This is a genomic window from Aquiflexum balticum DSM 16537 (assembly GCF_900176595.1).
Taxonomy (GTDB): domain Bacteria; phylum Bacteroidota; class Bacteroidia; order Cytophagales; family Cyclobacteriaceae; genus Aquiflexum; species Aquiflexum balticum.
This window is the reverse complement of sequence record NZ_LT838813.1, coordinates 5,075,400-5,088,161: the sequence shown is the minus strand read 5'-3', so window position 1 is coordinate 5,088,161 and position 12,762 is coordinate 5,075,400. Positions and strand designations below refer to the sequence as shown.

11 protein-coding genes are annotated in these 12,762 nt (G+C 38.8%); 6 read left to right on the top strand and 5 right to left on the bottom strand.

Annotation, left to right across the window (positions count from 1 at the left end):
- Nucleotides 1–98: 98 nt before the first annotated feature.
- The 5 genes from xseB to ligA form a co-directional block, all read right to left on the bottom strand.
- Complete coding sequence (xseB, locus tag B9A52_RS21485; RefSeq protein WP_084122640.1) at nucleotides 99–305, bottom strand: exodeoxyribonuclease VII small subunit; 207 nt, start codon at nucleotides 303–305, stop codon at nucleotides 99–101.
- Nucleotides 295–1,611, bottom strand: a complete 1,317-nt coding sequence (xseA, locus tag B9A52_RS21480; protein ID WP_084122638.1) for an exodeoxyribonuclease VII large subunit — start codon at nucleotides 1,609–1,611, stop codon at nucleotides 295–297. Before xseA ends, xseB begins: the two co-directional genes overlap by 11 nt.
- A 105-nt stretch (nucleotides 1,612–1,716) precedes the next feature.
- On the bottom strand, nucleotides 1,717–2,571 hold the full coding sequence (gene dapA / locus B9A52_RS21475; RefSeq protein ID WP_084122636.1) for a 4-hydroxy-tetrahydrodipicolinate synthase: 855 nt from the start codon (nucleotides 2,569–2,571) through the stop codon (nucleotides 1,717–1,719).
- A complete protein-coding gene (locus B9A52_RS21470) occupies nucleotides 2,565–3,065 on the bottom strand; it encodes a DUF6913 domain-containing protein (RefSeq protein ID WP_084122634.1) in 501 nt (166 codons plus the stop codon). The genes dapA and B9A52_RS21470 overlap by 7 nt, the downstream gene beginning before the upstream one ends.
- Nucleotides 3,062–5,527 carry an NAD-dependent DNA ligase LigA gene (ligA, locus tag B9A52_RS21465; protein WP_084122632.1) on the bottom strand — a complete coding sequence of 822 codons (2,466 nt, stop codon included), beginning with the start codon at nucleotides 5,525–5,527 and terminating at the stop codon, nucleotides 3,062–3,064. Before ligA ends, B9A52_RS21470 begins: the two co-directional genes overlap by 4 nt.
- Before the next feature lie 144 nt (nucleotides 5,528–5,671).
- Between ligA and B9A52_RS21460 the strand changes: the two genes are divergently transcribed.
- The 6 genes from B9A52_RS21460 to B9A52_RS21435 all read left to right on the top strand — a co-directional run bounded on the left by B9A52_RS21460 (nucleotide 5,672) and on the right by B9A52_RS21435 (nucleotide 12,725).
- Nucleotides 5,672–6,304 carry a TetR/AcrR family transcriptional regulator gene (locus B9A52_RS21460; protein ID WP_084123635.1) on the top strand — a complete coding sequence of 211 codons (633 nt, stop codon included), beginning with the start codon at nucleotides 5,672–5,674 and terminating at the stop codon, nucleotides 6,302–6,304.
- A 49-nt stretch (nucleotides 6,305–6,353) separates the two neighbouring features.
- The gene (metG, locus tag B9A52_RS21455; RefSeq protein ID WP_084122630.1) at nucleotides 6,354–8,414 is read left to right on the top strand and encodes a methionine--tRNA ligase; all 2,061 of its coding nucleotides are present in this window, start codon (nucleotides 6,354–6,356) and stop codon (nucleotides 8,412–8,414) included.
- A gap of 159 nt (nucleotides 8,415–8,573) precedes the next feature.
- Nucleotides 8,574–10,001: a circularly permuted type 2 ATP-grasp protein gene (locus B9A52_RS21450; RefSeq protein WP_084122628.1), complete on the top strand. Its 1,428-nt coding sequence runs from the start codon at nucleotides 8,574–8,576 to the stop codon at nucleotides 9,999–10,001.
- A 152-nt stretch (nucleotides 10,002–10,153) separates the two neighbouring features.
- Nucleotides 10,154–11,134 (top strand): alpha-E domain-containing protein, encoded by a 981-nt coding sequence (locus tag B9A52_RS21445; RefSeq protein WP_084122626.1) that lies wholly within the window; start codon nucleotides 10,154–10,156, stop codon nucleotides 11,132–11,134.
- Nucleotides 11,131–11,886, top strand: coding sequence for a peptidase (locus tag B9A52_RS21440; RefSeq protein WP_084122624.1), 756 nt, complete (start codon nucleotides 11,131–11,133; stop codon nucleotides 11,884–11,886). The genes B9A52_RS21445 and B9A52_RS21440 overlap by 4 nt, the downstream gene beginning before the upstream one ends.
- Nucleotides 11,883–12,725, top strand: a complete 843-nt coding sequence (locus B9A52_RS21435; RefSeq protein ID WP_084122622.1) for a transglutaminase family protein — start codon at nucleotides 11,883–11,885, stop codon at nucleotides 12,723–12,725. Before B9A52_RS21440 ends, B9A52_RS21435 begins: the two co-directional genes overlap by 4 nt.
- Nucleotides 12,726–12,762 lie beyond the last annotated feature (37 nt).

Genomic DNA, 12,762 nt, shown 5'->3' with positions numbered 1-12,762 from the left:
CGGATAATTGTAGTACATAATAACAAAAATGTTGCCTTGGCAAACATCCGTTCAAATTGCTGAGATAGAGGCTTAAATTTAAAAAAATAATTCAGATTTCAATGGTTTTCTTCCTCCTCACCGAGGGCTTTGGAGATTTCACTTTCAGTCATTCTCAATTTATTTTTACAATATTTCACCAAAGATGTTGCTTCTTTGACCAAGTCAGAAAGCTCATCCATTCCTTTTTCGCCTGATTCAAGTAGATTGACTATTTCTTCAATTCTAGCCACAGCTTTGTCGTAACTTATAGTTTTATTTTCCATATTCTTCTATTTCTTCAATTTTACTGGTAATGATTTTTTCCTTAAGGAAGGTTTTAATTGACTGACCTTTTTCAGGTCTTAAAGTGTGTATGGGCTTTCCATCTATTTCAGAACGGGTGTAGCCTTTTTGAAAGAAAGTATTGGGATCTGCCTTTAGAAGATCCTTTTCAAGTTGATTCAACTTTTTGGTTTCATTCCCAAAATAATTCTTCCAAGCCCGTGATAAATTCTGGAATTGATTGGAAACTTTAAAGTCCTCCATCTTGATTTGATTTAGGGAACGGATTCTTATTTGATTGATTTGGTAATTGAGTTTTTCCTTTGCCCTGATGATGGAATTCTTTGTTTGATTTTTGAGTCTGTTTTCCAAATCGATAATTCTCCTGTCTTCCCATAACAGCTGCTGTGAACAATGTCGGTTGATTGCTTTTAACAGATCATTCAATGTTTCCTCAAAATCCCTAAATCCAGAAAGTAAAAATTCAGCTACAGCAGTAGGGGTTTTCATTTTGGTATGTGCAACCAAATCAGCAATAGTCTCATCCCGCTCATGCCCGATTCCCGTGATCACCGGGATAGGGCTTTTTGCTATTTCCAATGCAAGAAAATAATCATCAAAACAATCCAAATCCAATTGTGCTCCTCCGCCTCTGATGATTACAATAGCATCAAACTTTTCCCTCGGCAGATCAAGAAGGATATTTTGAAAAGCTGACAACATGCTTGCCGCTGCATCGGATCCCTGTAAAGTTGCTTGGTATAATCGATAATTGATCAGATATCCATTTCGGTTATGGTCCAGCTGATTGGTGAAATCTCCATATCCTGCTGCAGTAGCAGAACTGACAATGGCTATGTTTTGGGGTACTGTTGGGAGTGTTATTCTTTTATTCAGATCCATCATTCCCTCACGGGATAATCTTTCGATTATTTCCTGACGAATTCTAGCCCTTTCCCCCAAAGTAAAATTCGGATCAATATCTTTAATATTCAGGCTTATGCTGTACAGTTCATGGAAAGTAACATTCACCTGGGCCAGGATTTTCATGCCAGATCTTAGGGACTGTCCAGTGATGGATTGAAATCTACCTGAAATAGTTCTATAGGAATATGCCCAAATATTCGCTCTCATTTTGGCCAGGACCTGGTTATCTTTTTTTTCAACCAGATCCAAGTAGGCATGCCCTTGACCTGCCTGCTTGAGTTCGCCAATTTCTGCCACCACCCAATATGTAGGTTCCAAGTGTTGATCCAGGGCCTGCTTGATCAATTGGTTGAGTTCAAATAGAGAAATGGCTGTTTGCATGATGAAAGACGGAAGATGGGAGACCGAAGACCGAAGACCGAAATTGGTACTTTCATGAATAAACCTTTATTGGTTTGGATTAACCAGTTTTCAGAAGGATTTTCATTATAATTTTAGTTTTTTGATCCGTTCCCTTAAATTTTCGGATGCGGGTAGGAGGGGTAATCTTACATAATCTCCACAAAGCCCCAATTCCTTCATGAGATATTTCAATCCAACAGGATTGCTTTCTTCATACATTAAAGGATTTATATCAAGGATTTTAAATGCAGCTTTTTTGGATTCTTCCAAAGTGCCATGGGAGATGGTTTTGAATAGTTCAGGATAGGCATTGGCCAAAACGGAAATAACCCCCTTTCCACCGATAACACGCATAGAAGGAGTCAGAATATCATCCCCCGAAATCAGCAGGAAATCTTCCGGCATCCGTGCAGCAATCCTCATACATTGTGAAAGATCACCGCTGGCCTCTTTCATACCAATGATATTAGGATGGTTGGAAAGCTTAACAGTAGTTTCATGGGTCATATTCGACATCGTTCGGCCCGGAACATTGTATAAAATCACAGGAACGGGACATGCATCGGCAATCGTTCTGTAATGTGCTAATATACCAGCCTGTGTCGGTTTATTATAAAAAGGACTTACCGAAAGAACCGCATCAATTTGTGAAAAATCCGTTTCTTCAATTTCATCCAAAATGGCCTGAGTATTGTTTCCTCCAAGACCCAATACTACAGGTACTCTTCCTTCATTGTATTCCAATGCTGCTTTTAAAACCTGTTTTTTTTCTTTTTTTGATAAAGTGGCGCTTTCTGCGGTGGTACCCAAAACTACCAAGTAATCCACTCCGCCTTCAATCACATAGTCAATTACTCTTTTTAAGGCAGGATAGTCAATATGACCGTTATCTTCAAAAGGCGTAATCAGGGCTACCCCAGTCCCGTGAAATTTCAACATGCTTCTTTTATTTTATCAAAATACCCTAACAATCTCTTTAAATTCATTTCTAGGTTTTCCCCTTCCATTTTGATCATGAAGTCCAGATAACTTTTATTTTCATCTGAAAGAAAGCCCATTTTAAACTTACTTTGATTATTGAGCAGCAAATAACGTAAATATGGATTAAGGGATAAAGATGGGACCAAAATAAAATCCAATTTTTCATCCATCAGTTCATTGAAAACATCTGTTGGTAAACCGAAAAAGGAGAAGTTTTTATGTGAAAAAGATTCTATTTCACTGTTGCCCTCATGGTAATACCAACCAATGATCCTAACCTGATATCCCCATAGACTTCTGAGGTATTCTTTAGTTTCCTTAAATTCTTTTTCGTCTGCAGCAAGGATTCCGACACATTTAGGCTTTACAGGAAAAATCACTTCATATTTATCCTTTTTGTTCAGGGCTTTTTTTAATTGAAATGAGACAAACAGATTCTTGATTAGTTTCATATCAAATCTGTTTTCGACATCATACTGAGAAATTCTTCCTCCGAAATCATTTTGATACCTAGTTTTTCAGCTTTCTCTTTTTTGCTTGGTCCCATGTCTTCGCCCTCTATTATAAAATCCAGAGATTTGGATACTGCTTTGAGGTACTGGCCTCCGTTGGCTTCTATAAAATCTATGATTTCATCTCGTTTGAAATGATTTAATTTTCCCGATGCTAGAATCTTTTTACCTTCAAGTGTATTGCTTTGTAATATTTTTTCTGCTTCATGAATTTCAAAGTGCAGTCCTTTTTCTTTGAGCCGGCTTATGATGCTTAGGTTTTCATTTTTGGAAAAATAATCCTGAATGCTGCTTACCAAAGTGTCTCCCACACCGTTGACAGCCAATAATGCTTCTGCATCAGCAGATTTCAGGTTATCGATGTTTTTGAAATGCTTGGCCAGAATCTGAGCGGTATTTTCGCCTATATTCCTGATTCCCAATGCAAAAAGTACCTTTTCAAAAGGTTGGTTTTTTGAAGCATTGATGCCTTCAATCATATTGGAAATTACCCCTTCCTGAAATGTATTTGCCTTTAGTTTTTTGATTCGCTCCTCTTGTTCACTGTTCAGCGAAAGATCCAATTTCAATAATATGGCGTGAACTGTACCTTGATGTCTTGCGGCTTCTATCAATTTATCCAATGTAATCCGGTTTCCGGTCAAAAGTGAAAGCACTACCGATACCGGCAAATAATCTTCCATTTGAGGCAAATTTGATTGATGCAATGCCTCCTGAAGTTTCAAAATAGTGGCTACGTTCTGAGCAACTTTTTTATGTGAATTTCGGATAAAAGTTTGGAAATTATTTAAGACTTCCGTTAAGGGTGTTTCTATCTGACTGTCACAGAATTTCTGAATAGCAGTTAAAGACAGGCCTTCAGTCAAAGCAAAAAAGGCCTTGGTCAGGGATATATAAAGTATTCCGTCATCGGTTTTTTCATATTGGTCCTGACTCATTTCCAATCCCAAAAGCTGATCCCTTATATTTTCCAATTCATAGATATCCGCAGGGTTACTGATATATCCCTGGTCAATCAGGGTTCGGATACGTTCTGTACCAAGGGAGTCAATATCCATTGCCCTTTTATGTACAAAGTGTTCAATCCTCCCTAATATCTGAGGCGGACAACTCACATAATTTGGACAGAAGTGTTTGGCCTCGCCTTCTTTTCTTTCCAAGGGAGTACTACATTCAGGACAATGGTCAATATATTTTATAGGCAATGCGCCTGTCTTTCTTTTGTATAAATTGACTCCTGTTATTTTTGGAATAATCTCACCTCCTTTTTCGACAAAAACCGTATCTCCTTCATGCAAACCCAATCTTTCTATTTCATTGGCGTTGTGAAGGGAGGCTCTTTTGACTGTAGTCCCGGCCAAATGGACAGGAGAAAGATTGGCTACCGGAGTGATAGCACCAGTCCGTCCTACCTGATAAGTGATGGATAGCAATTGGCTTTCTGCACTTTCAGCTTTGTATTTATAGGCAATTGCCCAACGGGGAATCTTAGCAGTAAAACCCAACTCTTCCCTTTGGTCATTGTCATTTATCTTAAGTACCACCCCGTCTGTATCCAAGGGAAGTTCAAAACGTTTTTCTTTCCAGCTTTCAATATAACCCAATACTTCTTTGATTCCGGAGCATTTAGTATAAGTTGGGGAGACATTGAAGCCCCATTTTTCCAATAACCGAATGGCTTCATCATGTTGGTTGACCGCCAGTTCATCGCTTAAAAGCTGATAAAAATAGCAGTTCAGTCTTCTCTTTGCGACGACACTGCTATCCTGCATCTTTACAGTGCCTGAAGCGGCATTTCTTGGATTTGCCAATAAAGGTTCTCCCTGACTATCTCTTTCCTGATTGATTTTATCAAATTCTTTTCTGGGAAGAAAAATTTCTCCCCTTACCTCGAATTTATCCGGCATGTCTTTTCCTTTGACATGAAGAGGTATATTTCTGATGGTTTTGATATTTTCGGTGACTACATCTCCTCTAGTTCCATCACCTCGGGTAACGGCGCGTACCAATCTTCCTTTTTCATAAACAAGTGAAATGGCAACACCATCAAATTTAAGTTCACAGAAATATTCATAATTACGGTGACCAAGGCCTTTGGCAACCCGCTCATCAAAGGCAATCAATTCCTCTTCTGAATAGGTGTTTCCCAGTGAAAGCATCCTATATTCATGTTCAGCTGTTTCAAATTCCTTGGTGATGGTGCCGCCGACTCTCTGACTGGGACTGTCAGGTTCTAAATATTCCGGGAATTGTTTTTCCAATTGAATAAGTTCCTCCAAGAGCTTATCAAACTCAAAATCAGTGATTTCAGTCCTGTCTTCCTGATAGTATAGGTTGTTGTGGTGATTGATCAACTTGCTAAGTTCAGCGATTTTTGCTTGAGCTTCTATCGGTGTTGTCATATAGGATTGGGGAAAATATTTACTCGTTTTTCAAAATTAACCTTTGTGCTAAGAAACGCAAAGTAATACTTCAATATGGCCACCTTTTATATGATTGGGTATAAATGGCTTGGAATGTCTATATTTGTAAGGGCTAAAATAACAATGAGTAAAACAGACAAAATAGAGAATAAAATCCTGGATGTAGCTTATAAGTTTTTTATAAATAAAGGCTATAAAAGTACCACCATGGATGAAATTGCCCAAGAATTGGGAATCAGTAAAAAAACTCTATACAAATATTTTCCCGGTAAAATGGAATTGCTGGCCTCAGCTTTTGACATGCTGGCTTCAAAGCTTTCAATTAAAGTCAACGCTGTTTTGGATGACAAATTTCTACCTTACACTACGAAACTTAAGTATTTGTTATCCAATGTTGCATCTGACATTGCTCCGATCAACCCCAAGATTTTAGATGAATTAAGGGAATATGCCCCCCAAATCTGGACAGAACTTCTCAATTACATTAGAGAATCAGGGTATCTCAGATTTCAAAAACTGATTCAGGAAGGGATTGAAAAAGGTTATGTTTTGCCGAATACAAATGTTGCCTTCGTTGTTTTTGTTTATACCTCTGCCATACAGAATTTGATAGATAATAAATTTTTAAGTCAGTTTCCAGAAGAAATGAGGTCAGGATTTAATTTTAGCCCTTCGGAAATTTATGATCAGGCCATTCAGATTATATTCAATGGAATTCTGACTGATGATGCCCAAAAGGAATTCCGTCAAATTTGACATCTCATCCAAATTACCCATATCAATCTAATTTCTATATTTGCGTCCTATGAAAAACAGCAAGTTCAATAGATATACCATTACCGCTGCATTACCTTATGCAAATGGTCCTTTGCATATCGGACATTTGGCAGGTTGCTATATACCATCAGATATTTATGTCCGATACCTCAGGTCGCTTGGTAAGGACGTAGCTTTTGTTTGTGGATCTGATGAACATGGTGTAGCCATTACGCTCAAAGCCAAGAAAGAAGGGATAACTCCTCAGGAAGTTGTCGATAGATACCATGAGTTGATGAAGAAAAGTTTTGAGGATTTTGGGATCAGTTTTAATCATTATTCCAGAACTTCATCTAAAATCCACCATGAAACCGCAGCCGGCATTTTTAGGAATCTTTATGACAAAGGAGAATTTTTGGAGCAAACCACAGAGCAATATTATGATGAAGAGGCCGGGCAGTTTCTGGCAGATAGATATATAGAAGGCACCTGTCCCAAATGCGGCAATGAAAATGCCTATGGAGATCAATGCGAAAAATGTGGTTCCTCTCTGAGCCCCACCGACCTGATCAATCCAAAATCAAAGCTGAGTGGCAATACGCCCATATTGAAAGAAACCAAGCATTGGTTTTTAGACTTGGCACATTACACCGATTTCCTTAAAAATTGGATTCTGATTGAACATGAAAAGGACTGGAAAAACAATGTCCTGGGTCAGTGTAGGTCTTGGTTGGAAGCCGGTGAAGGGCTGCAGGCCAGGTCTATGACAAGAGATTTGGACTGGGGAATTCCCGTACCTGTAGAAGGTGCTGAGGGTAAAGTTTTATATGTCTGGTTTGATGCCCCGATAGGCTATATCTCATCTACCAAAGAATGGGCAGCAGAAAAGGGCATTGATTGGGAACCATACTGGAAATCCAAGGATACCAAACTGGTTCATTTTATAGGCAAGGACAATATCGTTTTTCATTGCATTACATTTCCTGCTATCCTCAAAACACACGGAGAGTTTATTTTGCCTGATAATGTGCCTGCCAATGAATTTCTGAACTTGGAGGGTGATAAAATTTCTACTTCAAGAAACTGGGCCGTATGGTTGCATGAATATCTGGAGGAGTTTCCTGATAAGCAGGATGTGTTGAGGTATGTGCTTACAGCGAATGCTCCCGAAACCAAAGACAATGATTTTACCTGGAAGGATTTTCAGTCCAGAAATAATTCTGAATTGGTTGCCATTTTTGGGAATTTTGTGAACAGGGCTGTGGTGCTTACCCATAAATTTTTTGATGGAAAAGTACCAGCCTTGGGAGAACTCAATGATCTTGATCGGGAGGCTTTGCAGCAAATCAAGGATTTTCCTGAGAAGATTGCTGCTTCCATTGAGCGGTATAGGTTTAGGGAAGCTTTATCGATAGTGATGGATTTTGCAAGAACCGGCAATAAATATTTGGCTGAAACTGAACCTTGGAAAACCATCAAAGCAGACAAAGAAAGAACAGGAACCATTCTGAATATTGCTTTGAATATTGCAGCTAATCTTGCGATTGTGGCAGAGCCTTTTTTACCCTATACGGCTGCCAAAATTTATGGCATGTTCAATATGGAGGGATTGGTGTGGAAAGATGCGGGAAATGCAGATTTATTGGTGACAGGAATCAATGTCAATCCTGCGGCCCTGCTTTTTGAAAAAATCGAAGACAATGTAGTAGAAGCCCAAGTCAATAAATTATTGGAATCCAAGAAACAGAATGAACTGGCCAATGCAGTAGCAGCTCCAATGAAGGAAATTATCAGCTATGACGATTTTGCGAAGTTGGATATGAGAGTGGTGAAAGTATTGACAGCTGAACCAATGCCAAAATCAAAAAAACTCTTACGTCTTACAGTAGATACAGGGTTGGGAAATAAAACGGTTCTCAGTGGAGTGGCTGAACATTTCAAACCGGAAGATTTAATCGGTAAACAGGTGGTGATGTTGATTAACCTTGCTCCAAGAAAAATGATGGGTGTGGATTCAGAAGGAATGATCCTGATGGCTGAAGATCGGGATGGAAGTCTGAAATTGCTGCATCCCAATACTTCTACATCGAATGGGTCAACAATTTCCTAATCAAGAAGGGTTGAAGATATTCTCTTCGCCCTTTTTCATTTTTTTTATAAATCAGTAATGATTTTATCAAATTGATGATTGTAAGATCATTTTTTTGATAGTTTTTTAAAAACAGCTATATTCAGGGAATATCATTTTTCAAGCTTAAAAACTTTGCTAATGGATACAAAACAATACATAGTCGGGGACAATTTTGATGAAATGTTCACTCAAGGGGGTAAATGTAGAACCCATTATCAGGATTTTCTTGATCTTTTGGGTAAAACCTCCCCTAAAAAACTATCGCATTTCCAATTCTCTGCAAATAAAACTCAGGTGGCAATGGGGATGACCTTTAATGTCTACCATGACAATCAGGGAACAGAAAAGATCCTGCATTTGGATATCATTCCAAGGATCATTCCGAATAAAGAATGGACAAAATTGGAAGCTGGTTTAAAACAAAGGATTCATGCCCTGAACCTATTTCTTCAGGATATTTATAATGACAGGAAAATCCTTAAGGATAAGGTAGTTCCAGAAGATCTGATCTTAAATTCCAAAGATTATCTCAAACCCTGTATCGGCTTGACCCCACCCAAGGGTATTTGGTGCCACATCACAGGAACGGATCTGGTAAGGGACAAGAATGGGGAATACTATATTTTAGAGGATAATCTAAGATGTCCTTCGGGGGTTTCCTATATGCTGGAGAGCAGGGAAATAATCAAAAGGGCCTATCCGGAATTGTTTAATAATTTGGGTGTCATGCCGGTTTCTGATTATCCAGCTAAATTGCTCAAAATGCTTCAATTTCTTTCAAACAAAGAAAATCCAGTCGTCGGGGTGCTGACTCCCGGTATTTATAATTCCGCTTATTTTGAACACTCTTACCTTGCATTGCAGATGGGAGTGGAATTGGTATCAGGAGTAGACCTGATAACAAAAAATAAAAAGGTTTATATGCAGACTACCCGTGGATTGCAACAAATAGATGTTTTGTATAGAAGGATTGACGATACTTTTTTGGATCCTTTGGTTTTCAATCCCCATTCCATGCTAGGTGTCCCGGGTTTGTTTGAAGCCTATAAAGCCGGGAATATTGCCATGGCAAATGCACCGGGAACAGGCGTGGCAGATGATAAAGCAGTCTATGCCTATGTTCCCAGAATAATAAAGTATTACCTCGATGAAGAACCTATATTGAATAATGTCCCAACTTATCTCTGTAGAGAAGAAAAAGACAGGCAATATGTCATTGATAATATAGAAAACCTTGTGGTAAAAGAAACCAATGCGGCAGGCGGTTATGGAATGTTAATCGGTCCAAAAGCCAGCAAAGAAGAACATGCCAAATTCAGGGAGTTGGTCAAAAACAATCCCACAAATTACATTGCGCAGCCAACGCTTTCACTTTCAACCGTCCCTACTTTGACGGATGAAGGATTACAGGGTAGGCATGTGGATCTGAGACCTTATATCCTATATGGTGAGGAAATAGAGGTAATCCCCGGCGCATTGACCAGAGTGGCTTTGACCAAAGGTTCTTTGGTGGTAAACAGTTCCCAAGGCGGTGGAAGTAAAGATACATGGGTGTTGTATAAGTAAGAAGTGCTGAAGGATGAACCATCCACCATTGTGGACAAGATGAATAATGTACATAGAATATACAAATTCATACCGTTTTCTGTCTTCCATCTTAAATTCTATCCCGAAAGCTACTCGGAGCGAAATCTAAATTCTAAAATCTAAAATCAAAAATGCTAAGTAGAGTTGCAAATTCCATATATTGGCTGGGAAGGTACCTGGAGAGGGCCGAAAACTATGCCAGGTTTATTGATGTAAATTTCAACCTGATGTTGGACCTGCCTCCGGATTTAAAGGAGCAATGGGAACCTTTGGTTCTTGCAACCGGAGATTATCAACAGTTCAAATCCACCCATTCAGGATTTAACAGAAAAGATGTTATCCATTTTCTGACTTTTGATACAGGCAATCCCAATTCAATTATTTCATCTATCTCCTTTGCACGTGAAAATGCAAGAGTGATAAGGGAAAACCTTACCAAAGAAACTTGGGAGAATTTAAATGAATTGTATCATTTTGTTCAAAAAAGGGCTGAAAAAAAGGATTGGAACAAGGAGGATCCACGTGTCTTTTTTGAAAGCATCAAAAACCAGATATTATTACTTTATGGCCTCTCGGAAAGTACTGTTGCAAGAACCGAAGGGTGGTACTTCCGGCAACTCGGATTATACTTGGAGCGAGCAGACAAGACCAGTAGGATTGTAGATGTGAAATATCATATTCTGTTACCTGCCCCTAATCTTGTCGGTTCACCACTGGATTTTCTACATTGGACAGCTTTGCTCAAATCTGTAACGGCTTTCAATACTTACAGGAGGCTTTATGGGACCATAGAACCGGCAAAGGTTGTTTCAATGCTACTTTTGAATAAATATTTTCCAAGATCAGTTTTCTATTGTCTTATGGAAGCTGAGAACTGTCTGCATAAAATTTCTGATCGGCCATCCAATGGTAATATCAATAGTGCGGAAAGAGAAATCGGTGCTTTAAGGTCCAAGCTTGAATTTGCGGACGTCAATGAAATCATCAGTGACGGCCTCCATGAATACATTGATGACCTTCAAATAAAAATAAATAGTATATCAAATAAAATAGATGCCAACTTCTTTCAAATAAAGGATAACTTTACCGAGCAACACAGCATACAAGAATGACTTTCTGTTTAGGAATAAAAACAAAACACGGATTAGTAGGCTTATCCGATACCAGGATAACCTCAGGTAATGAAACTACCACTTCAAAAAAAGTATATACTGTAAACAGGGACAAACATTCCTTTTTTATAATGACTTCTGGATTGAGGTCGGTTAGGGATAAAGCCATCACTTATTTTACGGAAGTAATTGAGGAACAGGACCATAATTTCAATAAACTGTATAAAGCAGTCAATGAATTTGGCAATCAGGTCAAGCGTGTGGCCAAAGAAGATAAAGAATACCTGGAGGAGTCAGGTTTATCTTTTAATTTGTTTTCTGTGATCGGGGGACAACTCGAAGATGATAAGGAACCCAAATTGTACCTATTATATCCCCAGGGAAATTGGATTGAAATCCGGAAAGGAACCCCATTTGTTATCATAGGGAATACCGGAGCGGGTAATCCTGTGTTGAGACGGTCCTTGAGCTATGAGGACTCCTTGGATTATGCATTGAAATGTGCTTTTTTGGCCTTTGATGCCACTTTGATTTCAGCCAACGATGTGGATTTTCCACTTGATACCGTTATCCTTCATAATGATAGCTACCATACCATAGAAAAACGGTTTGAAAAGAAGGAATTGGAACATATTTCGGTTTTTTGGAACAGCAGGCTGAAATCTGCCATTCAGGAATTGCCGGCGGAAATTTTGAAAAGGGCTTTTGAAAATGAAGAAGAAGTCAGCATGTTTTCCAACGGAAGCTCATGAGACTTCACATCCAACATCAGACCAAATATCAATATGAGGAAAAAGTCCCGCTTAATCCTCATCAGTTGTTTTTGATTCCACAGCAGAGAACTTATTTCCAAATAAAAAAAGCCAATTGGGATATTTATCCTCAGCCTGTTGGTAAAAACCAAAGGATAAATGCGGAAGGCAATCCGTTTTTTCAGGTATGGTTCAATGTAGAAACAGATGTTTTGAAGGTAAATGTTGACTTGGAGATTGAAGCATTTGATTTCAATCCTTTCAGTTTTATTCTTTCACCGGATATTCCGTATCCTTTTCAAAATTTTGTTTATCACGGAAATACAGGAGAGTTTTTAAAAATTTATAAGCAAACAGAAGCCTTTCCGGAATTAACTGAGTTTGCTTCTTCCATCATGAGGCAGTCGCCTGATATAGTTTCGTTTTTGGTAAAATTGCTTGATCAAATTCACAATAACTGGTCCCATGGTCTGCGCTATGAACCGGGATTACTACATCCTATGGATACCTTTGCTACCAAAGAAGGTTCTTGTAGAGATCTGTCCTGGATGCTTATGGCCATGCTCAGGAATTTGGGAATGGCAACCAGATTTGTCAGTGGCTATGCCTTTAATCCTGAAGTGGATGCAGGTCATGAATTGCATGGATGGATAGAAGTTTATCTTCCAGGGGCCGGATGGGTGGGCTTGGATCCGAGTTTGGGTTTATTTACTGATCACCATTATATTCCTTTGGCAAGTAGTTTTCATCCATCCCATACACTCCCAATTTCAGGCACTTATGGAGGCGCTGCCACTTCAAGCTTTTCTTCGGAGGTTTGGATAGATGAAATTTTTTGAAATCCTGATCTAAATAAGAGTCTCCCAAACTTTTTCC

Coding starts and splice junctions, on each gene's coding strand:
- xseB (WP_084122640.1), bottom strand. CDS start 305: ATGGAAAATAAAACTATAAGTTACGACAAAGCTGTGGCTAGAATTGAA.
- xseA (WP_084122638.1), bottom strand. CDS start 1,611: ATGCAAACAGCCATTTCTCTATTTGAACTCAACCAATTGATCAAGCAG.
- dapA (WP_084122636.1), bottom strand. CDS start 2,571: ATGTTGAAATTTCACGGGACTGGGGTAGCCCTGATTACGCCTTTTGAA.
- B9A52_RS21470 (WP_084122634.1), bottom strand. CDS start 3,065: ATGAAACTAATCAAGAATCTGTTTGTCTCATTTCAATTAAAAAAAGCC.
- ligA (WP_084122632.1), bottom strand. CDS start 5,527: ATGACAACACCGATAGAAGCTCAAGCAAAAATCGCTGAACTTAGCAAG.
- B9A52_RS21460 (WP_084123635.1), top strand. CDS start 5,672: ATGAGTAAAACAGACAAAATAGAGAATAAAATCCTGGATGTAGCTTAT.
- metG (WP_084122630.1), top strand. CDS start 6,354: ATGAAAAACAGCAAGTTCAATAGATATACCATTACCGCTGCATTACCT.
- B9A52_RS21450 (WP_084122628.1), top strand. CDS start 8,574: ATGGATACAAAACAATACATAGTCGGGGACAATTTTGATGAAATGTTC.
- B9A52_RS21445 (WP_084122626.1), top strand. CDS start 10,154: ATGCTAAGTAGAGTTGCAAATTCCATATATTGGCTGGGAAGGTACCTG.
- B9A52_RS21440 (WP_084122624.1), top strand. CDS start 11,131: ATGACTTTCTGTTTAGGAATAAAAACAAAACACGGATTAGTAGGCTTA.
- B9A52_RS21435 (WP_084122622.1), top strand. CDS start 11,883: ATGAGACTTCACATCCAACATCAGACCAAATATCAATATGAGGAAAAA.